The 21175-nt window shown below is 59.4% G+C and carries 14 protein-coding genes and 4 tRNA genes; 7 read left to right on the plus strand and 11 right to left on the minus strand.

From position 1 onward, the window contains the following. Positions 1–218: 218 nt before the first annotated feature. The 3 genes from QRN20_RS18685 to QRN20_RS18695 all read left to right on the plus strand — a co-directional run bounded on the left by QRN20_RS18685 (position 219) and on the right by QRN20_RS18695 (position 5714). The gene (locus QRN20_RS18685; RefSeq protein ID WP_285360978.1) at positions 219–4253 is read left to right on the plus strand and encodes a Pls/PosA family non-ribosomal peptide synthetase; all 4035 of its coding nucleotides are present in this window, start codon (positions 219–221) and stop codon (positions 4251–4253) included. Continuing rightward, positions 4250–4852 carry a 4'-phosphopantetheinyl transferase family protein gene (locus tag QRN20_RS18690; protein ID WP_050575459.1) on the plus strand — a complete coding sequence of 201 codons (603 nt, stop codon included), beginning with the start codon at positions 4250–4252 and terminating at the stop codon, positions 4850–4852. The genes QRN20_RS18685 and QRN20_RS18690 overlap by 4 nt, the downstream gene beginning before the upstream one ends. Before the next feature lie 82 nt (positions 4853–4934). Beyond that, complete coding sequence (locus QRN20_RS18695; RefSeq protein ID WP_029243829.1) at positions 4935–5714, plus strand: substrate-binding domain-containing protein; 780 nt, start codon at positions 4935–4937, stop codon at positions 5712–5714. A 206-nt stretch (positions 5715–5920) separates the two neighbouring features. Here the strand turns inward: QRN20_RS18695 and QRN20_RS18700 are convergent. The 7 genes from QRN20_RS18700 to rluD form a co-directional block, all read right to left on the minus strand. After that, positions 5921–5997, minus strand: a tRNA-Pro gene (locus QRN20_RS18700). 97 nt (positions 5998–6094) lie between these two features. Then, positions 6095–6170: transfer RNA gene (locus tag QRN20_RS18705), tRNA-Lys, on the minus strand. A 5-nt stretch (positions 6171–6175) separates the two neighbouring features. Then, a tRNA-Pro gene (locus tag QRN20_RS18710) sits at positions 6176–6252 on the minus strand. Positions 6253–6281: 29 nt separating this feature from the next. Further along, a tRNA-Asn gene (locus QRN20_RS18715) sits at positions 6282–6357 on the minus strand. 296 nt (positions 6358–6653) lie between these two features. After that, positions 6654–9218 carry an ATP-dependent chaperone ClpB gene (gene clpB, locus QRN20_RS18720; RefSeq protein ID WP_004884076.1) on the minus strand — a complete coding sequence of 855 codons (2565 nt, stop codon included), beginning with the start codon at positions 9216–9218 and terminating at the stop codon, positions 6654–6656. A gap of 177 nt (positions 9219–9395) precedes the next feature. Then, on the minus strand, positions 9396–10124 hold the full coding sequence (gene pgeF, locus QRN20_RS18725; protein ID WP_285360980.1) for a peptidoglycan editing factor PgeF: 729 nt from the start codon (positions 10122–10124) through the stop codon (positions 9396–9398). Next, positions 10121–11083: a 23S rRNA pseudouridine(1911/1915/1917) synthase RluD gene (gene rluD / locus QRN20_RS18730; protein ID WP_004884074.1), complete on the minus strand. Its 963-nt coding sequence runs from the start codon at positions 11081–11083 to the stop codon at positions 10121–10123. Before rluD ends, pgeF begins: the two co-directional genes overlap by 4 nt. A 149-nt stretch (positions 11084–11232) precedes the next feature. On the opposite strand from rluD, the gene QRN20_RS18735 reads away from it, so the two are divergent. The 4 genes from QRN20_RS18735 to QRN20_RS18750 all read left to right on the plus strand — a co-directional run bounded on the left by QRN20_RS18735 (position 11233) and on the right by QRN20_RS18750 (position 15543). Beyond that, on the plus strand, positions 11233–12255 hold the full coding sequence (locus QRN20_RS18735; protein WP_004884073.1) for an outer membrane protein assembly factor BamD: 1023 nt from the start codon (positions 11233–11235) through the stop codon (positions 12253–12255). A 123-nt stretch (positions 12256–12378) separates the two neighbouring features. Continuing rightward, on the plus strand, positions 12379–12618 hold the full coding sequence (locus QRN20_RS18740) for a PP0621 family protein (protein WP_080665289.1): 240 nt from the start codon (positions 12379–12381) through the stop codon (positions 12616–12618). Beyond that, on the plus strand, positions 12608–14200 hold the full coding sequence (locus QRN20_RS18745; RefSeq protein ID WP_122413751.1) for a sensor histidine kinase: 1593 nt from the start codon (positions 12608–12610) through the stop codon (positions 14198–14200). The genes QRN20_RS18740 and QRN20_RS18745 overlap by 11 nt, the downstream gene beginning before the upstream one ends. A gap of 2 nt (positions 14201–14202) precedes the next feature. Continuing rightward, positions 14203–15543, plus strand: coding sequence for a sigma-54-dependent transcriptional regulator (locus QRN20_RS18750; RefSeq protein WP_122413750.1), 1341 nt, complete (start codon positions 14203–14205; stop codon positions 15541–15543). A 323-nt stretch (positions 15544–15866) separates the two neighbouring features. Here QRN20_RS18750 and thiO read toward each other — a convergent pair whose 3' ends face one another. The 4 genes from thiO to QRN20_RS18770 are packed head-to-tail and all read right to left on the minus strand — an operon-like array spanning position 15867 to position 21170. Further along, positions 15867–16979 carry a glycine oxidase ThiO gene (gene thiO, locus QRN20_RS18755; protein ID WP_122417605.1) on the minus strand — a complete coding sequence of 371 codons (1113 nt, stop codon included), beginning with the start codon at positions 16977–16979 and terminating at the stop codon, positions 15867–15869. Between the two features lie 27 nt (positions 16980–17006). Further along, the gene (locus QRN20_RS18760) at positions 17007–17408 is read right to left on the minus strand and encodes a type IV pilin protein (protein WP_122413747.1); all 402 of its coding nucleotides are present in this window, start codon (positions 17406–17408) and stop codon (positions 17007–17009) included. Between the two features lie 11 nt (positions 17409–17419). Beyond that, entirely contained in the window at positions 17420–20677 is a 3258-nt protein-coding gene (locus QRN20_RS18765) for a pilus assembly protein (RefSeq protein WP_122413746.1), read from the minus strand. After that, entirely contained in the window at positions 20664–21170 is a 507-nt protein-coding gene (locus QRN20_RS18770; RefSeq protein ID WP_088234565.1) for a pilus assembly PilX family protein, read from the minus strand. Before QRN20_RS18770 ends, QRN20_RS18765 begins: the two co-directional genes overlap by 14 nt. Between the last annotated feature and the right edge of the window lie 5 nt (positions 21171–21175).

Below are 21175 nucleotides of genomic sequence, written 5' to 3' on the forward strand. Positions count from 1 at the left end.
ACACCGTTCAAGCTGCGTACAGCCAGTGCTTGCCATATTTGCCTGGCCAGCATGTTCTGTTGCCATCGAAGCGGTCCGGCCAAAATGTATCAAACCTGACACACGCCGGACGCTTGGCCCTACACGACGCACCTCACATTCTGGTTGATCCGCCTCTGTGCTCATAACGACAAGCCCCTCACGGGCATCTTTTTCAGAAGAGCGAACGACCTGCTGCCATGAATAACATGAACCCGTTGAAGACCTTCCAGAACGAGCCCTTGCTGGATGTGATGTACGGCCCGATGCAACCGGAGTTGCTGCGCGAGGAGGTGCTGGCCGATTTACTCGAAGCCACGGCGCAGCAATACCCCGAGCAGATAGCGCTCATTTTTGGCGAGCGTCGGCTCACTTACCGTGAACTGAACCGGCAGGCCGATCAGGTGGCGTCGGCGCTGATTCAGGCAGGCGTAAAGCCTGGCCATATCGTCGGACTCTGGTTGCCGCGAGGCATTGAGCTGCTGGTGATGCAGGCCGGTATTGCCAAGGCCGGTGCCGCCTGGCTGCCGCTCGACCTGGACACCCCAGTGGATCGCCTGCAAATCTGCATCGAGGACGCTGGCGCGACAGGTGTGGTCTGCAATCAATCCCTTGGCATCCTGTTGCGTGATACCGGGCTGACCGCATGGACTGCAGAAGCGTTGCTGATGCCAACCGATTCAGCCCCGATGCGCCGCAGCGGCGCTTTGCCGGATCATCCGGCCTACGTCATCTACACCTCAGGCTCTACAGGCAAGCCCAAGGGCATCGTGATTTCCCAGCGCAACATCTGCCACTTCCTGCGCAGCGAAAACGCGGTACTCGGCATCCGTGCGAGCGACCGCATCTACCAGGGCTTCTCGGTCGCGTTCGACATGTCGTTCGAGGAAATCTGGATTGGCTATCTGGTAGGCGCAACCCTATGGATTGGCCCCAAGGAAACCAGTGGCGATCCCGAGACCCTGCCGCGCCTGCTGAATGAACAGCAGATCACCGTTTTGCATGCGGTGCCGACGTTACTGGCCCTGTTCAGCGAAGACGTACCGAGTCTGCGGCTGATCAATCTGGGCGGCGAAATGTGCCCCGAGTCGCTGGTGGATCGCTGGTCAAAACCGGACCGGCAGATGTTCAACACCTACGGCCCCACCGAAGCCACGGTGTCCGCCAGTCTGGCGCGACTGTCGCCCGGCCGCCCGGTCAATATAGGCCAGCCGCTGCCCAACTACGGCCTGCTGATCATCGCCCATGATTCACAGGTTGGCAGCGAACACCCGCCCACGCTGTTGCCACGCGGACAGACCGGCGAGCTGTGCATCATCGGTCCCGGTGTTGCCGAAGGTTATCTCGGGCGCCCGGACCTGACCCGGGACAGGTTCATCCCCAACCCGTGGTCCATCGGCCATCATGACGCCCGCCTGTATCGCACCGGGGATCTGGCGCGTATTGACCATGAAGGGCAGGTGCATTGCCTGGGTCGTGCGGATGATCAGGTCAAGATTCGCGGTTTTCGTGTCGAACTCGGTGAGATAGAAGCCTTGATGGCGCAGGAACCCGGCGTTGGCACTGTAGCCGTGCTGTTGCGCAACGATAACGGGCTCGATCAACTGGTCGCCTATGTGGTGTGTGACGATGCGCCGCCAGCCGCATTCACGAGCCGTCTGCGCAAGGCGCTGCAGGCACAGCTTCCGCCCTACATGGTGCCGAATCAGTTCGAGCTGCTCGAGTCCATGCCGCGCCTGATGTCCGGCAAGATCGATCGCAAGGCGCTCAAGGCGCGTCCGTTGAAAGTCGATGATGCCGGAGCCGAATCCGATGTCGCTGAAACGCCCGGCGAAGTTGCGCTTTTCGCAGCGTTGGCCGCGTTGTTTCCAGGCGTGCCGATCCGTCGGCATGCCGACTTTTTTACCGATCTGGGCGGGCATTCCTTTTTTGCCGCCCGACTGGCCTCCGCACTGCGCGCCGACCCGCGCTTCGCGCACATTACCGTGCGCGACATCTATCAACAGCGGCGGGTCGACGCCATCGCTGCCGTTCTCGAACAGACGCCTCAAGCCAGCGTTGAATCCGCGCCATGGACGCCACCTTCAGCCTGGCGACGCTGGCGCTGCGGCGTAGCGCAGGCACTGGCGCTACCGGTGATGGTCAGCCTGCGCATGTCACAGTGGCTCGCGCCATTCTTCACGTATCACTACCTGACCGGTTCACCGGACGACTCCGTCGCCTTGGCCACGCTCGCGTCGGTCGTGGTATTCCTGATCGCCACCGTTCTGCAGTTCATGATCGCGCTGTCAGGCAAATGGCTGATCGCCGGCCGCCTCAAACCCGGCGTCTACCCGCTGTGGGGCATGACCTACTTTCGCTGGTGGGCCGCCGATCGCATGGTCGAGTCGGCACCGACCTACCTGTTGAGCGGGTCGTCACTCTACCCGGCATGGCTGCGTGCGCTGGGTGCAAGGATCGGGCGTGACGTGATCATTGGCGGCGCGGTAGTACGCAGCCCCGACCTGCTGCAGCTCGATGACGGTGTCAGCGTCGGCAACGGCGTCAGCTTTGAAAATGCACGCGTCGAACGCGGCCAGTTGCATCTGGGCCAGATCACGTTGCAGGCCAACGCCTGCGTCGGGTCCTACGTGATCATGGAAGGCAATACCGGCGTGGGCCCACTGGGTCATCTGGAGTCACAGTCTGCACTGGCAGAAGGCCGCGAAGTGTCCGCAGGTCGTATTTGGCAGGGCTCACCGGCGCGCGATGTCGGCTCGTTCGACACCCGGCACCAACCTCAGCGGCCTGCCGTGAGTAAAAACCGTCTGCGCGCAGAAACGCTGTTTTTCACAGCAGGCATTCTGTTGATCGCTACGCTGTTTTTCATTCCGGTTTTCCCCACCTTTTTCTTGATGGACTGGTTTGACGCACAGCACGTATTGCCCTGGCTGGCAGGCACCAGCGTAGGCAGCCAACTCGCCCGGTACTTCATGCTGGCCTTTCCGGCGAGCGCAGTGCTGATTGTCGCGACGGCACTCGCATCGGCTGCCTTGCGCTGGATTGCCCTGCCCCGACTCAAGCCGGGACGCTACGCCGTACACAGCAACACCTATTGCGCCAAATGGCTGATCAGCCACATTCAGGAGGCGAGCCTTAACGTGCTTTCCGGCATCTACGCAACGGTGTACGCGCCTTTCTGGTACAGGCTGTTGGGCGCAAAGGTCGGGCGTAACGCTGAAATCTCCAGCGCTCAGGGTGTGATCCCCGACATGCTGACCCTGGGTGATGAAACCTTCATCGCCGATGCCGTGATGCTGGGTGACGAACGCATCGACGGCGGCTGGATGACCCTGCAGCCGACCGTGATCTCCAACCGCAGTTTTGTCGGCAATGGCAGTTACATCGCGGACGGCACCGTGCTGCCCGAGAACGTGCTGATCGGCGTTCACTCAAGCACGCCGCCCAACAATGAACTGGCAGATGGCGACACCTGGCTCGGCTCGCCACCGATCAACCTGCCCGCGCGCGAGCAGGCCAGTGGTTATCCCGAGTCGCTGACGTTCAAGCCCTCGGTACTTCGACGTCTGGCGCGAGGTTTGATCGAGGGTATTCGTATCGTTACGCCAAATGCCGTGATGATTGCCGTCGGCTACACCGTCATGCTGGACCTGATGCCCCTCACCGAACAAGGCCGATGGGGCGCCGTTATGGTCTATCTGGCGCTGATCGGTCTGGCTTACAGCGTGGGCAACTTTTTACTGGTAGCTGGTTTGAAGTGGCTGCTCATCGGCAGGTACCAAAAGCGTGCCACGCCAATGTGGACTCCGTTTGTCTGGCTGTCCGAAGGGATCACCAGTCTTTACGAGGGCATGGCAGCGCCGCACTTCATGCGGTACCTGCGAGGCACGCCATGGCTGCCGCTGGCCTTTAACCTGCTCGGCTGCAGGATTGGCCGAGGCGTTTACATGGACACGACCGACATTACTGAATTCGACTGCGTGAACATTGGCGCGGACAGTGAACTGAATGCCGGTGCCTGCCCGCAGACCCACCTGTTCGAAGACCGGGTGATGAAAATCGACCAGGTGAACATCGGCGAGCGGGTGTACATGGGACCACGCAGCGCCGTGCTTTACAGCGCAGACGTAGGCAACGACGCCCACCTGGGCTCGCTGACGCTGGTCATGAAAGGCGAAAACATCCCCGCGCTCAGCCGTTGGGCGGGGTGTCCGGCGGCGCCTGCCAAGGCATGAGTCACTTGCCGGCCGGCGCTTTCAAGAGCAAAGGCTGGTTCGCTCACCCGCAGCCCGACCATCTGCCCCGTCGAAGACACTGCGAACAGGTGCTGTTGGTCAGCACTCTGGTCGAGCCCAGCGCTTCAAGAGCAGACGCAAGAGCCCGTATTCGCGGCCACTTGCGTCAATGCCTCGCCCAATGGCTGGGATTGCCGCACGATGCAATTACGCTGGCCAGCACTCCCGGCCACCCTCCTCGATTATGGATCGAAGGCCTGAAGGAGCCGGGCCTGTCGTTCAGCCATGAGACCGGGCTTTCAGTCGCCGCAGTGAACCTGAGTGGTCTGGTGGGGGTCGATGTGATGACTGTACAGAACGTGCCGGACTGGCAGACCGTAGCAAGGGATTACCTCGGCCCGACGGTGACGCACCGATTGCAGGAAACGCCTGAAGGGGCACGCAACCTCGCGTTGGCCAACGCCTGGTGCCAGCACGAAGCACTCTTAAAGCTGCACGGCAGACACCTCATCGAATGGACCGAGCACTCCAGGTCAGAGGGATCTCTGGTTGAGCTCGAGCTGCTGCCAGGGTTGGCGGGGGCATTGGCCATGCTCTGATCCTGACCACTCAAACGCTCTGACTGGCGATTCACTGCCTGTCCAGAATAACCTTCCTCTTTGTTATCGAGACGAATAAGAGATGAAATTGCTCCCTACACGTCACCTCACGATGCTTTTCGCTGCATGTGCTGCTTTCAGTGCAACCGCTCAGGCCGAAGCACTCAACGTGATGACCTCTGGCGGCTTTACCGCCGCATACACGTTGCTGGGTCCTCAATACACGGCCTCAAGCGGCGACACGCTGACAACGATCCTCGGCCCTTCGATGGGCAAGGCACCCGAAGCCATTCCCAACCGACTGGCGCGTGGCGAGCACGCCGACGTGGTCATCATGGTGGGCTATGCGCTGGATGAGCTGATCAAGCAGGGCAAAGTCGACCCTGCCTCACGCGTGGAGCTGGCTGATTCGCGCATCGGGATGTCAGTCAAGGCAGGTGCGCCAAAGCCGTCCATCAGCACTGATGCCGAACTGAAACAAGTGCTTCTGAATGCCAAATCTGTCGCGTACTCGGACAGCGCGAGCGGGGTTTATATCGAGAAAGAGCTGTTCAAGAAACTGGGTATCCAGGAGCAGCTCGTGCCAAAAAGCAAAATGATCGAGCGCATTCCCGTCGCGTCAGTGGTTGCCAAGGGCGACTACGAAATTGGCTTCCAGCAGGTCGCCGAATTGATGCCTGTACCGGGCGCAGCCTTCGTCGCCAAGATTCCGGAGGATGTGCAATCGGTGACTCGCTACGCCGCGGGCATTCCGGTCAATGCAGATCATCCGAAGCAGGCAAAAGCACTGCTCGCTTACCTGTCGTCACCCAAGGCGCAACCGGCCGTGCAGTCCACCGGACTGGATTCCGTGCCCCGCTAACACAAAGGATTTTTTGACTGGATGACGGCTTCACCAGTGTTTTGACGCCGGTGTGGTCGTCACTTGAGAGCGTTGGCCAGCGGCTGAGCAACCAAACCGGCTTTACGGAGAAACAAAAAAGGCGTCCCGAAGGACGCCTTTTTTGTTGGACTCAAGACCAATGTTCTTGAGTCCTGATCTTCAACCCTGATACAGCCGGGCGAAAATGGTCGGGGTAAGGGGATTCGAACTCCTGACATCCTGCTCCCAAAGCAGGCGCGCTACCGGACTGCGCTATACCCCGATGATGCTAAAAAGCACCTCTAAAGAGGCGCTTTTTATTTGGATGATGCTTATGGCATCACTCCCTAAGATCCAGCCAGATACAAACTAGCCAAAAATGGTGGGTCGTGTGGGATTCGAACCTACGACCAATTGGTTAAAAGCCAACTGCTCTACCAACTGAGCTAACGACCCAAATATGGTCGGGGTAAGGGGATTCGAACTCCTGACATCCTGCTCCCAAAGCAGGCGCGCTACCGGACTGCGCTATACCCCGACTGAAACATCATTGAACCTTGCGAAATCTGGCTCCACGACCTGGACTCGAACCAGGGACCCAGTGATTAACAGTCACTTGCTCTACCAACTGAGCTATCGCGGAACTATCGATTTCAGATTCAACGTTACCACTTGCCGCATTGAAATCACATCGCTGTTAACTCTTTGATTTCAATCTCAATGACGTTTGCGCTTCGTTTGTATCGTTGCGTTCACGTCTCTGAGGCGCGCTATTCTACAATTTTAAAAACACCTGTCAACCCTCTAAATTGCTTTTTAAGACAATGATTTGCGATTTTTTTTCAGATCGCCTTTCAGGGCTGATTTTGCTGCGCACATCACCCTCAACAAAAAGGGCTCCCACTCGGGGAGCCCTCCTTTATAAGGCAACAGGCCTGATCAGGCAAACACGATCTCGTCGTCGACTACCCGACCAGTGATGCCGGTGCCGGGCACGAAGCTGCCCGACAGGATGAGCTGCGCCAGCGGGTTTTCGATCCAGCGCTGAATCGCACGCTTCAGTGGGCGTGCGCCATAGACCGGGTCGTAGCCAACGGCAATCAGCTTGTCCAGCGCCTCAGGGCTCAGCGTCAGAGAAAGCTCGCGCTCGGTCAGACGCTTGCGCAGGCGATCCAGCTGGATGTCGGTGATACCGGCAATCTGATCACGCGCCAACGGCTCGAAGATCACCACTTCGTCGATCCGGTTGATGAACTCCGGCCGGAAATGCGTACTGACGGCATCCATCACGGCTGCACGCTGCGCCTCGCGATCCCCCACCAGTTCCTGGATCTGCGCCGAGCCCAGGTTGGAGGTCATGACGATCACGGTATTGCGGAAATCCACCGTACGGCCATGGCTGTCGGTCAGACGGCCGTCTTCCAGCACCTGCAACAGAATGTTGAACACATCCGAGTGCGCCTTCTCGACCTCGTCGAGCAGGATCACCGAATACGGTTTGCGACGTACGGCCTCGGTCAGGTAACCGCCTTCCTCGTAACCGACATAACCCGGTGGCGCACCGATGAGCCGCGCCACAGAATGCTTCTCCATGAACTCGGACATGTCGATCCGCACCATGGCCTCTTCGGTGTCGAACAGGAACTCGGCCAGCGCCTTGCACAGTTCGGTCTTGCCCACGCCGGTCGGGCCGAGGAACATAAACGAACCGCTTGGACGGTTCGGGTCGGACAAGCCCGCACGCGAACGGCGCACGGCGTTCGACACAGCGACCACGGCCTCTTCCTGACCGATCACCCGGTTGTGCAACAGGGTTTCCATCTTCAACAGTTTTTCGCGCTCGCCTTCCAGCATCTTGGAAACCGGGATACCGGTCCACTTGGACACGACTTCGGCGATTTCTTCCTCGGTCACTTTGCTGCGCAGCAACTGGTTCTCCGGTTTACCGTGCTGATCGACCATCTGCAGGCTGCGTTCCAGGTCCGGGATGATCCCGTACTGCAATTCAGCCATGCGGTTCAGGTCGCCACGACGGCGTGCCGCTTCAAGCTCCTGACGCGACTGCTCGATTTTCTGCTGGATCTGCGCCGAGCCGGTCACTTCGGCTTTTTCAGACGTCCAGATTTCCTCCAGATCCGCATATTCCAGCTCCAGGCGCTGGATATCGTCCTGAAGCTTGTCCAGACGCTTGATGGCCGCCTCGTCCTTCTCTTTCTTGAGCGCCTGGGCTTCCACTTTCAGCTGGATCAGGCGACGCTCAAGACGGTCGAGCACTTCCGGCTTGGAGTCGATTTCCATCCGAATGCGGCTGGCGGCTTCGTCGATCAGGTCAATCGCCTTGTCGGGCAGCTGACGATCCGTGATGTAGCGATGGCTCAGCTTCGCCGCCGCGATGATCGCACCATCGGTGATAGCGACCTTGTGGTGGACTTCGTAGCGCTCTTTCAGGCCACGCAGAATCGCGATGGTGTCTTCTTCGCTCGGCTCGTCCACCAGCACTTTCTGGAAGCGTCGCTCAAGCGCTGCATCCTTCTCTATATATTGGCGATACTCGTTGAGCGTGGTCGCACCCACGCAATGCAGCTCGCCGCGCGCCAACGCCGGTTTGAGCATGTTGCCCGCGTCCATCGAACCTTCGCCCTTGCCGGCGCCGACCATGGTGTGCAGTTCGTCGATGAACAGGATGATCTGGCCTTCCTGCTTGGACAGCTCGTTGAGCAGCGACTTCAGGCGCTCTTCGAACTCACCACGGTACTTGGCACCCGCAATCAGCGCGCCCATGTCCAGCGACAGCAGACGCTTGCCGCGCAGGCCATCAGGCACTTCGCCGTTGATGATGCGTTGCGCCAGACCTTCGGCAATGGCGGTCTTGCCCACGCCGGGTTCGCCGATCAACACGGGGTTGTTCTTGGTGCGGCGTTGCAGAACCTGAATCGTGCGGCGGATCTCGTCGTCACGGCCAATCACTGGGTCGAGCTTGCCTTCTTCGGCGCGCTTGGTCAGGTCAACGGTGTACTTGTCCAGCGCCTGACGTGACTCTTCGACGTTGGGGTCGTTGACCGCCCCGCCGCCACGCAGGTTGTTGATGGCATTTTCCAGCGCCTTCTTGCTGACGCCCTGCCCCAGCAGCAACTTGCCGAGCTTGCTGTTCTCGTCCATGGCGGCGAGCAGCACCAACTCACTGGAAATGAACTGATCACCCTTCTGCTGAGCCAGGCGATCAGCCTGATTGAGCAGGCGCGCCAGTTCCTGCGACATGTTGACGTCGCCGGTCGGGTTCTGGATTTTTGGCAGTTGATCGAGCTCTTTGCTCAATTCCTTGCGCAGGCTGTTCACGTCGAAACCTACCTGCAGCAGCAGAGGCTTGATCGAGCCGCCCTGTTGTTCAAGCAATGCCTGCATCAAATGCGCAGGCTCAATGGCTGGGTGGTCGAGGCCCACTGCCAGCGATTGTGAATCTGATAACGCTAACTGTAATTTGCTGGTCAATCTGTCGATACGCATAGTCACCTTCCTTTAGAGCAGGCCGGAGCAATGAACACACCTGTGACGAAAACCTGCTGAAACACTTATGGATGCGCAATAGATGCGGGCAATTCTGCGTGTTTCAAGACTGACTCGATTGATGTGGATCAGCCTCACGCTCAGGCAAGCCTAGCTGGCTTGCGCAAAAGAGCAGTGTCAGGCGTGATCGATCCAGATCAGCGAGGCAAATCGGCCGGTACGGGCTGCACGGCGATAGGAGAAGAAGCGCGAATCGGTGAAGGTATCGAACCCGCCACCATAAACAGAAGAGATGCCATGCGCCGCCAGCCGCAGGCGCGCCAGCGTATAAATGTCGGCCATGAATCGACCGGCTTTGGCACTGGCGATGAACGCTTCGGAGGTTTCAGGATGCTGACTGACGAAGGCTTCGCGAACCTCCGGACCGACTTCGAACGAAGGCTGACCGATTGCAGGGCCAAGCCAGACCATCACGTCCTCAGGCGCAACCTGCAGGCTGTCGGCAGTCGCTTCCACCACGCCTGCCGCCAGACCACGCCAACCCGCATGCGCGGCAGCAACCCGGGTGCCGTCACGCCGACAGAACAAGGCAGGCAGGCAATCGGCGGTCATGATGGTGCAGGCGACGCCGGGCGTGTCCGTCCAGCTGGCATCGGCTTCCATGACGCACGAAGGATCCGCATGCGCAACGACCACACCATGCACCTGGCGTAACCAGGCGGGCTGGACGTTGAGGGTAGAGGTCAGAGCAGAACGATTGCTGGCAACGGCCTGTGGGCTGTCGTCAACGTGATCGCCGAGATTGAAGGTATCGAACGGAGCCTGACTGGCCCCGCCCGAGCGGGTGGTGACGCAAGACTTGATCTGGGCTGGCGCGGGCCAGTCAGGTATCAGCCAGTCATTCACCCGATGAACGCCTCGCGGTCCTGTTTGAGCAGCGACAGCAGCCAGACGAAGTCGTCAGGCAGTGGCGATTCCCAGCTCATGCGCTTGCCAGTGATCGGGTGATCCAGCTCCAGGAAGCGCGCATGCAATGCCTGACGCGGGAAGGTCTTGAGCGAATCGACCATGGTCAGGCTGGCAGCAGGCGGAATGCGGAAACGACCACCATAGGCAGGGTCGCCGACCAGCGGGTAGTTGATGTGCGCCATGTGCACGCGAATCTGGTGCGTACGGCCGGTCTCCAGCTTGACCCGCACATGGGTGTGCGAACGGAAGCGCTCCAGCACACGGTAATGACTCACCGCCTGCTTGCCGCCTTCCATCACCGCCATGCGTTGACGCTGCTGGCCGTGACGGCCGATCGGCGCGTCGATCTTGCCGCCTGCGGTCACAACACCGATCACGATGCATTCATAAATACGGCTCACGCTGCGACTCTGCAACTGGGTGACCAGTTGGGTCTGCGCCTGAATCGTCTTGGCGACCACCATCAGACCGGTGGTGTCCTTGTCCAGACGGTGCACGATGCCGGCGCGCGGAACATTGATGATGTCCGGCACGTGGTGCAGCAGGGCATTGAGCAGCGTGCCGTCGGCGTGACCGGCAGCCGGGTGCACCACCAGGCCCGCAGGCTTGTTGATGACCAGGATCTGGTCGTCTTCGTAGACGATATCCAGCTCGATGTCCTGAGCGACCCATTCACCCTGGGCCTCCTGCTCGGCAATCAGTTCAAGAATGGCACCACCATGCACGATGTCACGCGGGCGCAGAACGCCACCGTCCACAGTCAGGCGGCCGTCCTTGATCCAGGCGGAAAGGCGCGAGCGCGAGTGCTCAGCGAATAATTGTGCGGCGACTTGATCGAGGCGTTGACCGCCCAATTCGGACGGCACCTCTGCGCGGAGTTCTATATTTTCGGACATGACCAGACTAGGTGGCGGCTAGCCTTTGGTTTCGGCAGCGCGCTTGTGGTTAAATACGGCGTCTTTTGTCCCGCCGGTATCGCGGGGCGCTCATCATAACAGGACGGCCCCGCCCAAGACAGCAGGCCGTTATAGGGACGCAAGCCGCCATGCAAGTGAAACACCTGCTGCTGATCGCCATCCTCGCATTGACTGCGGCCTGTTCGTCGAAGGAAGTCATCGACGAAAACCTCAGCGAAGTCGAGCTGTACCAGCAGGCGCAGGCCGACCTGGGCAATAACAGCTATAACAGTGCCACTGAGAAGCTCAAGGCGCTGGAATCTCGCTATCCGTTCGGTCGCTACGCCGACCAGGCCCAGCTTGAGCTGATCTACTCCAACTACAAGAACGGAGAACCGGAAGCAGCGAAATCTGCCGCCGAGCGCTTCATTCGTCTGCATCCGCAGCATCCGAACGTCGATTACGCCTACTACATGAAAGGCCTGACCTCGTTCGACCAGGACGTCGGCCTGCTGGCGCGCTTCCTGCCGCTGGACCAGACCAAGCGTGACCCGGGCGCTGCCCGTGACTCGTTCAACGAGTTCGCGCAACTGACCAGCCGTTTCCCGAACAGCCGTTATTCGCCCGACGCCAAGCAGCGCATGATCTACCTGCGCAACCTGCTGGCTTCGTACGAAATTCACGTGGCTGACTATTACCTGACCCGTCAGGCCTACGTCGCCGCCGCCAACCGCGGTCGTTATGTGGTCGAAAACTTTCAGGAAACGCCGTCCGTCGGTGATGGCCTGGCCGTCATGGTCGAGTCGTACCAGCGTCTGCACCTCGATGATCTGGCAGCGACCAGCCTCGAAGTCCTGAAAACCAACTACCCGAACCATCCGCAGCTGGACAACGGCGAGTTCACCCCTCGTCAGGCCGAAGCGGACAACCGTTCGTGGCTGTCCAAGGCGACGCTGGGCCTGATCAGCGGCAGTGCGCCGCTGCCACCGGGTGAAACCCGTGCCGATCAGGACATCAAGAAGCAGTATCAGGAAGCCAAGGACGCCATCCCGAAAGAGCTGCTGCCGGAAAACCAGGCAGAGCTGGATGAGCAGGCCGAGAAAGAAGCCGAAGAGAAAGGCACCAAGAGCCGTTCCTGGTTCAGCTACATGACACTGGGTCTGTTCGACTGATTCGAACACGACTCTCGAAAAAAGAGGCCTTTGCAAGGCCTCTTTTTTTATGCGCATTCGCCTCTGTCCGCCCGCCTGCTCCTTGGCTACACTGCGCAGACTCAACTCACTAAGCTGGTAGTCATGCTTCGGTTATTAATGTGGGCCGCGTTGATCGCGGTGGTGGTCTGGTTCATCAAGCGGCTGCTCAATCCCCCGAAACCAAAATCACGTCCGGCACCGCCCGACACCACCGCAGCGCCCATGGTGCGTTGCGCCCAGTGCGGCGTTCACCTTCCTCGTGACCGTGCATTGAGCCAGGAACAACAATGGTACTGCAGCGAGGCGCACAGGCTAGAAGGCCCGGCGGCACGTGACCGCTGAGCCTCTTTCGCTCGGCAGTGCCCAAGCGCAACGGATCCTGCGGCTTTATCACCTTTATCGCCTCGTCATCGGTGTCCTGCTGGTTTCGCTGATTTCCAGCAGCCTGGACACCGAACTGTTGCAGATGGCCAACCCGAACCTGTTTCGCGCAGGCTGCTGGCTGTACCTGGTGTCCAATATCCTGGTGGTGGTGCTGCTGGAGCGGCCGAGCCGCCAGTCTCACCTTTTCAGCCTGGCGCTGGCAGACGCGATCATGCTGTCTGGCCTTTTCTACGCGGCCGGAGGTCCTTCGAGCGGTATAGGCAACCTGCTGATCGCCTCGGTCGCGATCAGTAATGTGCTGTTGCGTGGCCGCATCGGGCTGCTGATCGCGGCCGTCTCGGCCATCGGCATCATCTACCTGACCTTCTACATCAGCCTCGGGACGCCATCGGTTTCCAGCGACTACGTGCAGGCTGGGTTGCTGGGCGCCATGTGCTTCGCTGCCGCCATGCTGGTGCAGGCACTCACGGCGCGCATGCTGAACAGCGAAGTGCTGGCCAAGCAGCGGGCTGCCGATGTCGATAACCTTGAAGAACTTAATGCGCTGATTCTGCAACGCATGCGCACCGGCATTCTGGTACTGGATGCGCGCCGTCAGGTGCTGCTGGCCAATCAGGGCGCGCTGAACCTGCTGGGGCATGAGCAACTGGTCGGCGAAGTGATCGACCATTACTGCCCGCAGTTGGTGGATCGCCTGCGCCACTGGCTGATCAACCCGGTCATGGTGCCACGCAGTCTCTCGACTTCTGCCATCGGGCCAGAGCTGCAACCCAGCTTTGCGGCGGTCAACCGAGGCGATCAGTTGCAGACCCTGATTTTCCTGGAAGACCTGTCGCAGGTCGCCCATCAGGCACAGCAGCTCAAGCTTGCCGCACTGGGCCGCCTGACCGCCGGCATCGCTCATGAAATCCGCAACCCGCTCGGCGCGGTCAGCCATGCAGCGCAATTGCTGAACGAGTCGGAAAAATTGACAGCACCGGACCGTCGTCTGGGGCAGATCATTCATGACCAGTCACGGCGGATCAATCTGGTTATCGAGAACGTGCTGCAACTGTCCAGACGACGCGAAGCCCAGCGCGAACTGCTTGACCTGAAAAACTGGCTGGAGAACTTCGTGGCGGAGTTTCGCAGCACCGCCCTGCCTGACCAGCGGGTCGAGACCGAAATCGGTGTCGGCATGCTGACCACGCGCATGGACCCCGAGCAGTTGAATCAGGTGGTCACCAACCTGCTGCAGAACGGCCTGCGCTACAGTCGTCAGGGCCACTCCACCGCACAGGTGCTGCTGAGGCTGTATCACGATCACAAAAGCGATCTGCCGACGCTGGAGGTTCTGGATGACGGCCCCGGCGTCAGCGAGAAGCACCTGAGCAGATTGTTCGAACCGTTCTTCACCACCGAAAGCAAAGGGACGGGCCTTGGCCTCTACCTGTCGCGCGAGTTATGCGAAAGCAATCAGGCCCACCTGGACTACGCCCCTCGGGAAGGTGGCGGCAGTTGCATGCGGATTACCTTCGCCCACCCGTTCAAACCGAGCTGAACATGACCCCACGGCAAAAGATCCTGATCGTCGACGATGAGCCGGACATTCGCGAACTCCTGGAGATCACTCTGGGCCGGATGAAGCTCGACACCCGCAGCGCCTGCAACGTCGCCGAGGCACGTCAGTGTCTGGCTCGCGAAGCCTTCGACCTGTGCCTGACGGACATGCGCCTGCCGGATGGCAACGGCCTGGATCTGGTGCAGCATATCCAGCAAAACTTCGCTCACGTCCCGGTGGCGATGATCACCGCGCATGGCAGTCTGGACACCGCTATCCACGCGCTCAAGGCCGGTGCGTTCGACTTCCTGACCAAGCCGGTGGACCTCGGTCGCCTGCGCGAGCTGGTCAACAGCGCGCTGCGCCTCACGCCCGTCGTGCAGCCTATGCGCGCTCTGGACAACCGCCTGCTGGGCGATTCGCCGCCCATGCGCATACTGCGCGGCCAGATCGCCAAACTGGCGCGCAGTCAGGCCCCCGTTTACATCAGCGGCGAGTCCGGCAGCGGCAAGGAGCTGGTGGCCAGGTTGATTCACGAACAAGGCCCGCGCGCAGAGAAACCCTTCGTGCCGGTCAACTGCGGCGCCATTCCTTCCGACCTGATGGAAAGCGAATTCTTCGGGCATCGCAAAGGCAGCTTCACCGGTGCCCATGAAGACAAGCCGGGGCTGTTCCAGGCGGCGCAGAACGGCACGCTGTTTCTGGACGAGGTGGCCGATCTGCCGCTGGCCATGCAGGTCAAACTGCTGCGCGCGATACAGGAAAAGTCCATCCGCAGCGTCGGCGGCCAGCAGGAACAGGTGGTGGATGTACGGATTCTCTGTGCGACCCACAAGGACCTGAACGTGGAGGTGGCCGCAGGACGCTTCCGGCAGGATCTGTATTACCGATTGAACGTCATCGAGTTGCGCGTACCGTCGCTGCGTGAGCGTCGTGAAGACATCGACCAACTGGCCGCCATCGTCCTGCAGCGTCTGGCGACCAACAGCGGGCTGCCCGCCGCCAGACTCGACGCCCAGGCACTGGATACGCTGAAAAACTATCGTTTTCCCGGCAACGTTCGTGAGCTGGAGAACATGCTGGAGCGCGCCTACACGTTGTGCGAGAACGACGAAATCCATGCGTCCGACCTGCGCCTGACCGAGTCTGCAAGACCACAGGAAAGCGACGGCCCGAACCTGGCCGACATCGACAATCTGGAAGATTACCTGGAAGGCATCGAGCGCAAACTGATTCTGCAAGCCCTGGAAGAAACCCGCTGGAACCGCACAGCAGCAGCCCAGCGACTGAGCCTGTCATTCAGGTCGATGCGTTATCGGTTGAAGAAGCTGGGGCTGGATTGAGCGGGAAGGCACAAGCGTTCATTGGCCTCTGACACAGTGCTGTGTCGCTGCGAATACCGATTGTGGGAGCGGACTTGTCCGCGAAAGCAGTATTTCAGCCACTGCATATGCGTCGGATGTACCGGCCTTTTCGCGGACAAGTCCGCTCCCACAAAACCGCGTTTATTCAGTGGCTTACAGGTTGTTTGATAAGAGGCGGCTTGTCGGCGATGGCGTCAGCTCAGTCACCCATATGGCGTCTGGAAAACCGCTTCGCCGGCAAGCCGCCTCCCACAAAAACCGCGTCTATCCAGCAAGCTATATTTTAGCGACGAAAGCGCAGCTCATGTCCGGGCGGGCGTCATACGCCCTTGCGGTGCATACGGCGCCGGATCAATGATCGGCTCATGCTCCAGTAATAAATCAGCGAGCAACTGGCACGACGCAGGCGCCAGCACCAGGCCGTTGCGGTAATGACCGCAGTTGAGCCACAGACCTTCGAAGCCGGGCAAGGGGCCAATGAATGGAATGCCTTTCGGCGAACCCGGACGCAATCCCGCCCACTGAGCAACTGGCTCGGCGTCCGCCAATGCCGGAATCAGCTCGACAGCCGAGGCTTTGAGGCTTTCAAGCGCCACCTCAGTCGTGGTCTTGTCGAAACCTGCGTGCTCCAGCGTGCTGCCAATCAAGATATGCCCATCACGCCGGGGAATCGCGTATCGCCCTTTCGCCAACACCATGCTGGGCAGGAAATCCGACGCGCACTTGTAGAGGATCATCTGGCCTTTGACGGGCTCGACTGGCAGCTCCAGGCCCAGGTATTTCAGCAGCTCACCGCTCCAGGCTCCAGCAGCGAGAATCACCCGGTCAGCGAGCACATCGCCCGACGTCGTCTTCACGCCTTCGATTCTATCGCTGCGACGCAGGAAGCCAGTGACCTCGCACTGCTCGCGAATCTCGACATTCGGCATCGCCAGCAAGGCAGCCTTGAGGGATTTGACCAGTCTGGGGTTACGCACATTGGCCACGTCAGCCATATGGATGGCGCGCAAGTAACCCTGCCCGAGCACCGGCACTGCATCATGCACCGCTGAGATATCAACGCTGCTCAGCGGCCGGTTTTCCCGTACCGCCCAGTCGAGCGCCTGCTGTTCGTCATCCAGGTCCAGCCAGTACAAACCGGTGGTATGGACTTCCGGATCAAGACCCGTCTGCTTGAAAAGCCGTTCGCCCAGATGCGGATAGAAATCCTGAGACCAGTGCGCCAGCGCGGTCACTGCCGGGCTGTAGCGCCAGGGGTACAACGGAGAGACGATCCCCCCGCCCGCCCACGAGGACTCAAGCCCTACGCCTGACCTGTCCAGCAGCACAACGCTCATGTGCGCCGATGCCAGATTGAAGGCCGTCAACAAACCGATCACACCACCGCCGACGATCACTACGTGTTGCTTGGGCATTTTGCTCTCTGGGCAAGTTGAAAAGGGTTATCGGCCCCAGCAGTCTTTCTTCGTCACACCGCTGGACGCGCCGGTGTTGCTGTACTCGCCCGTATTCTTGATGACGAAACTGCCGCACTTGTCGCCGTTCATCATCGCATTGCCGTTGGGCGTCGCCGTCAACGTGAAGTCGGAGGCGTTCGGCGTAAGGACAATACCGTAATACGTGTTTCCCGTGCTCAGGCCCGTAGCCCCTACGTAAGTACCGCTGCGGGAATAAAAGCGCTCCAGGGCCTGGGTCTGCTCGGACAGCAGGCTGGCAATTTCGGCGCGATGGGTGCGTCTCACGTACTCGGTGTAACTGGGGTAAGCCACCGCCGCAAGGATACCGACAATCGCCACGACGATCATGAGTTCGATCAGCGTAAAGCCCTTGGATATTGCTCTCATGGTCAGCTTCCTTATTGGATTTGTCGCCACATGATGCGTTGGAAGGCGGTTGGAACTGGATTACCTCGTTCATCAAGCCTTAAAATTTTGCCGCTGGAGTCGATCAGGATTTTTATGTCATTCGGCACCTTGGGATTGCCATTGGAGTCGGTTCCCGGACTCACGGTTCCTGTCAGAATGGATGCAAGGACCGGTATGCCGCTGCCTACCGCACGGCCCGAAACGCGCGTATCGAGTTCGTTTATGTCCAGATCGCCATTGGTGTCCAGCACTTGATAGTTGAGCATACTGCCGGTCGCTGCATCCAGTTCGAACAAACGCCCTGTACCCGTGCTCTCGCAAGGGTCCGACGAGTTGACGGCAGCGGTAGTGAAAATGATCCGTCCTCTGCTGTTTTGGGCAGGATAAATGATGCGCTCGCCGATGTAGGGCTCAATGGTGGACAACGGCAGAAACCATCCCTTTTTCGACGCCCAGTCAACATCGTTGGCGGTCGAAGTGAAATAGGTCGCATCTCTTCCGGAGACCGAACCTGTGACGGCCTGAGCCTGCAGGTTGCTTTCGACGTAGTTGCCGGACGCAGTGTCAGCGTCCCAGATCGCATAGAAGTCCTGTAGCGCAGTCGTTTGTTTGTCCGCCGTCTCGAGAAACTTGCCGGTGCCGAAGTAGATGATCTTGCCGTTCAGCGGGTGATCCAGAATCAAAGGCTGAACCGTGATGGGTTGATTGGCACCGCGTGGCGCAGTGAAAAGAGGCTGGCCGTTGAACGCTACCTTCCAGCTGTTCGCAGATGCGCCGCTCAGATCAAACTTCCACAAACGACCTTTCAAATCACCCGCATAGGCAGCCTGAACGACATTCTGTGCATTGACCCGCAGCCTGACCGAAGACAGCCCATTGTCCGTTTCACTGCCTGTCACAGGTGTGGGGATCTCAGCGATGAGTGCTCCGGTGTTGGCGTTCAGCACAAAGAGCGAGGCACGCCCCGTGAAGCTGCCGTAGCCGTTTCCAACGACAACAATACCCGTTCCATCTGCCATCCGCGCCGCTTCGGGCTTGGAATAGCTGAAGCCAAGATTGTTGAAACCATTTGCCGGAGTGGACACAGCCGGCGCCCTCACCTCCCACAATGCGCTGATGTTGTTGGCGGTGCCTTCAAACAATTTGATGGCGAAGAACGCCTTGCCGCCCGCTCCCAACCCGCTTACAGCCACAGTGCGCCATGATGCGCTGCTGCCAGCCTGGGTATCGAATACGGAAATCTGTCCATCAGCAGTGAACCTGTGCGCACCCAGGCCATAGTTGATCGCCGCAACGGTGGCCAGCGACGTCAAGGCGGTCGAAGGCATGTAGGCATAGGTTCGCCTGCCGTTATCGGCACCGATGACATTTAGGAAGCCGTCGTTGGCATTTGCCAGCAGGCTGTACGTCATGTTGCTGGCCTTGGTGGTCAGATAAGTGCTGTAAGACGTGCTGCCCGTCATATCGGTTGAAGTCTTTTCCGTTGGAAGTGCGACAGCCAGATTCGTATTGATCAAATCGCCCAGCAGTCGGGTACGGGTTCGCAACGCCGAGTTGGCGGTGCCTTTCGCCCAGTTGATCAGCTGGATACCCGTCACGCCGGTCGGCAATGTGGCCGTGACAGCGTCCTTCTGGGGTTGAGACAGCGCGTTGAAATCAAGAGCAATCCTTGCAGCGGTGGTCGTAGCTGCAGCGGTGTTCCAGGTTTCGAAAGTTGGAGCGGTCGAAGCTGACGTTATCGTTGTGTCAGTGGTCCACACCGCTGTGCTCAGGTCACCCGTACGGGCATCGAGATCAAACGCATTGATTGTCCCGTGCCAGTCGGCAGGGTCATAAAGCGTCTGGAAAAAACGCGTGCCCGTTTGCAAGGCCGCGGAGTTCGCCGCACCGCCACCGCCAGAACCTGCCTTCGCGTAGATATCGCTCAGCGCAAGGTTCAAGGCCGTGTTCAATCCCGAACTGTCATTGGCCTGGAAGTACTTGCCACGACCGTGAGTATCGTTCGCGGCATCGATCAGCATCTGGTTGTTGGCTGTGAAGCCGATGGTGTAGGTGCTCAGGTTTTGTTTGGGGAAACCTGCGGTGTCCCAGCTTTTCCCGGTCAGATCGCCCCCCGGCGCGGAGACATCACGGCGCAGATCGATGTCGTAGGCAAACTTGGCCAGGTCATCCAGATAAAGCGTGTCCCCTTCTCCATCACCCGACAGATTATTTCCGTCGTTGGCCGCATTCAGGTCCCAGTTGGGCAATGAACGTGTGGTATCGGCGACGTCTTCCGGGTCATTGGTGGGGAACGTCCGGTCATAGGTCGGCAAACCATCGGTAACCACCACGCCGTAGTTCTTCTGACAGCGATATTGAATGGGGCTCACGTAGTTGGCGGCATTCTGATAAAAGGGCGCCATACCACGGAAATAACGGGTGATTTCGTAATAGGTTTCCGCCAGCGGCGTGTTGGCGGAAGGTGTCAGGTTGGCGATGGCCTGCTTGAGCGCGTTGACGTTGGCAGTGGCTTGCGCCTGAGTGACTGCTGGCTGAAAAGTTGAAGCCGTGACCGGAGACAGATCGGTGACCAGTCTGGAAATCCTGCCACCCGGACCGAGATCGAAATTGTTCGGTTCGTTGAAGGTCGCCAGCCCGATCCTGAGCGTGAGGTTGTTGGATACCAGATTGGTAGCCACGGTCTTCGCGACGTTCATGCGGAAATCATTGGGAATTATGCCATTGGTGTAGTCTCGCACACCGAAATCGAACAGCCCGGGCGTGACCAGATCAATCAAATACGACAGATAGTCTGCGGTATAACGGGTCAGGCCATTCCCGGCAGGATCGGGCAGCACGACGCAGTATCGAACGCCGTTGCGAAAAATCGTGCGCCCACCGAACAGGCATGACAGTGAAATCCCGGCCACTCCCGTCGCGTTGATGTCTCCTACTGCCAGCGTCTCCCCGCCCGAGATGGTGCTTATGAACGGGCAAGGAACCGTTATCAGGCCACTCACACACTGAGTGGAGTAAAACTGGATATCAGGACGATTGACATTGGGATCAAACCCGGATGCCCAGATAATGTTGTACATGCTCCCTGAGTTGTCCACGAGCAGCATCAGGTTGGGCGGCACCGCCGATGAGCTCAGCAGTGGCACCTGTGAAGGAGTGAATGCATAGACCGGCGCCGCGAGGTAAAGCGTCAACAGCACGCCATACACATATTTCAGAGCATGACGAAGCGCCTTAACAGTTGGCATAAATGCTCTCCAGCACGGTTCGTGAGGTGCCATTCTGGATGGCCACTGCGGTTACCCGGTAAAGCGTCGCGACGGTGGAACTGCAATTTGACGGCCATTTTATCGGCGTCAACGTGTTCCCCAGATTTTGAACGGCATAAAACCCTCCTCCGGCCGCTGCAGTCCAGGTCACACCGGAAGCCCCCACTCCGGCAGCGGTTACCGTGGTGGACTCGGCAGGCGGTGCACACGCGGCTCCCGAACAGACTGCCGGTGAAACAGTCCCTGCCTTGATGGCAGACTCACCGAGGCGTAGCGCGCTTTCTGCCAACTGGAAAGACTGATTGCGGACCACCACGCTGCCGGCCATTTTTTCCTGCAGGGTTGCGTTCTGCATCGAAGAAATCCCCAGTAGCGTCAGCAGCAGCAGAAATACCAGGCTCACCAGCAGCACCATGCCGCCCTGACGACGAGGGAAGGCAATGATCGAATTGAATCGCACGGTCTTGTTCATGCTGG

Origin of the sequence: Pseudomonas sp. fls2-241-TYG-175 (assembly GCF_030209155.1) — a bacterium.
Taxonomy (GTDB): Bacteria; Pseudomonadota; Gammaproteobacteria; order Pseudomonadales; family Pseudomonadaceae; genus Aquipseudomonas; species Aquipseudomonas viridiflava.

Bases quoted from the DNA above. Each gene is read 5' to 3' on its own strand.
- QRN20_RS18685 (WP_285360978.1), top strand. From the start codon at position 219: ATGAATAACATGAACCCGTTGAAGACCTTCCAGAACGAGCCCTTGCTG.
- QRN20_RS18690 (WP_050575459.1), top strand. From the start codon at position 4,250: ATGAGTCACTTGCCGGCCGGCGCTTTCAAGAGCAAAGGCTGGTTCGCT.
- QRN20_RS18695 (WP_029243829.1), top strand. From the start codon at position 4,935: ATGAAATTGCTCCCTACACGTCACCTCACGATGCTTTTCGCTGCATGT.
- clpB (WP_004884076.1), bottom strand. From the start codon at position 9,218: ATGCGTATCGACAGATTGACCAGCAAATTACAGTTAGCGTTATCAGAT.
- rluD (WP_004884074.1), bottom strand. From the start codon at position 11,083: ATGTCCGAAAATATAGAACTCCGCGCAGAGGTGCCGTCCGAATTGGGC.
- QRN20_RS18735 (WP_004884073.1), top strand. From the start codon at position 11,233: ATGCAAGTGAAACACCTGCTGCTGATCGCCATCCTCGCATTGACTGCG.
- QRN20_RS18740 (WP_080665289.1), top strand. From the start codon at position 12,379: ATGCTTCGGTTATTAATGTGGGCCGCGTTGATCGCGGTGGTGGTCTGG.
- QRN20_RS18750 (WP_122413750.1), top strand. From the start codon at position 14,203: ATGACCCCACGGCAAAAGATCCTGATCGTCGACGATGAGCCGGACATT.
- thiO (WP_122417605.1), bottom strand. From the start codon at position 16,979: ATGCCCAAGCAACACGTAGTGATCGTCGGCGGTGGTGTGATCGGTTTG.
- QRN20_RS18760 (WP_122413747.1), bottom strand. From the start codon at position 17,408: ATGAGAGCAATATCCAAGGGCTTTACGCTGATCGAACTCATGATCGTC.
- QRN20_RS18765 (WP_122413746.1), bottom strand. From the start codon at position 20,677: ATGCCAACTGTTAAGGCGCTTCGTCATGCTCTGAAATATGTGTATGGC.
- QRN20_RS18770 (WP_088234565.1), bottom strand. From the start codon at position 21,170: ATGAACAAGACCGTGCGATTCAATTCGATCATTGCCTTCCCTCGTCGT.